The sequence below is a fragment of the Erysipelatoclostridium sp. MSK.7.34 genome, from assembly GCF_019041935.1.
GTDB classification, from domain to species: domain Bacteria; phylum Bacillota_I; class Bacilli_A; order Erysipelotrichales; family Coprobacillaceae; genus Thomasclavelia; species Thomasclavelia ramosa.
Genome location: NZ_JAHPYJ010000071.1, coordinates 1 through 751, shown reverse-complemented (window position 1 = coordinate 751; position 751 = coordinate 1). Strand labels below are relative to the sequence as shown.

The following is a 751-nucleotide window of genomic DNA, read 5'->3' as shown; positions in this document are numbered from 1 at the left end:
CAAAGGCAGTCCCGGATGTCCTGAATTTGCCTTTTCAACAGTATCAGCGCATAATGCTCTAATGGTACTGACTGTTTTTCTATCAACTGCTTCCATATTAGCCTCCAAATACTGCTCGATAGTCTTTTTGGAATTTTTCAATCCCCTCAGCAGTCAAAGGATGTTTCAGCATTTGTTCAATAACACTGTAAGGAACAGTTGCCAGATCCGCTCCGGCTTTAGCACATTCGATAACATGACAGGCGTTTCTGACACTGGCTGAGATGATCTGCGCTTTGATATCATGCGTTTTGAATATTGCGGCAATATCTCTGATCAGCTGCAGTCCGTCCATCGAGATATCATCGATTCTTCCAACAAATGGAGAAACATAGGTTGCTCCGGCTCTGGCTGCCAGGATTGCCTGCGGAACATTAAAAATCAATGTCAGATTTGTTTTGATCCCTTCACCAGACAGTACCCGGCATGCCTTCAAGCCCTCAGCAGTAGTTGGAAGCTTAACAACCATATTCTTATGGATTTTTGCAATTTCCCGGCCTTCTTTGATCATGCCTTCAGCATCAACAGTTGTGGCTTTGACTTCTCCGCTGATAGGACCGTCAACAATTGCAGCAATCTCCTTAATTACCTCATTAAAGTCTCGACCTTCTTTAGCAATAATAGAGGGATTGGTAGTAACACCACAAATAACCCCCATATCATTTGCTTTTTTTATTTCTTCGACATTAGCCGTATCTAAAAAAAATCTCAT

The 751-nt window shown here is 42.3% G+C and carries 2 protein-coding genes; both read right to left on the bottom strand.

The genetic code is table 11. The features are described 5' to 3' along the window. On the bottom strand, window positions 1-96 hold a 96-nt coding region (locus tag KTF99_RS17765; protein WP_147333311.1), incomplete at its 3' end, for a hypothetical protein. A gap of 1 nt (window position 97) precedes the next feature. After that, the coding region (gene fsa, locus KTF99_RS16850; protein ID WP_009299512.1) for a fructose-6-phosphate aldolase at window positions 98-751 on the bottom strand (654 nt) is incomplete at its 5' end.